The sequence below is a fragment of the Sphingomonas sp. 2378 genome, assembly GCF_038084995.1.
GTDB lineage: Bacteria > Pseudomonadota > Alphaproteobacteria > Sphingomonadales > Sphingomonadaceae > Sphingomonas.
Genome location: NZ_JAXCMJ010000156.1, coordinates 1 through 269, shown reverse-complemented (window position 1 = coordinate 269; position 269 = coordinate 1). Strand labels below are relative to the sequence as shown.

Genomic DNA, 269 nt, shown 5'->3' with positions numbered 1-269 from the left:
CAGCGGATGCTCGACGATATGGCGATGCGTTCGATGCGGACGCGGACGCAGCACGACTATGTCCGCCACGTCCGCGCCTTCGCGGCGTTCCTGAAACGTGCGCCGGATACCGCGACGGCAGAGGATGTGCGACGCTTTCAGCTTCACCAGCGCGAGCATGGCGTCAGCGTGTCCGTCATCGGCGCCACGGTATCGGCGCTGCGCTTCCTGTTCGGGGTGACGCTCGACCGGCCCGACCTGTCACGCAAGCTGGTGCTGGCGCCGCGCCC

1 protein-coding gene is annotated in these 269 nt (G+C 68.0%); it reads left to right on the top strand.

Features of this window, described 5'->3' with window-relative positions; genetic code table 11:
- On the top strand, positions 1–269 hold a 269-nt coding region (locus SM191_RS19725), incomplete at both ends, for a phage integrase N-terminal SAM-like domain-containing protein (RefSeq protein WP_341507680.1).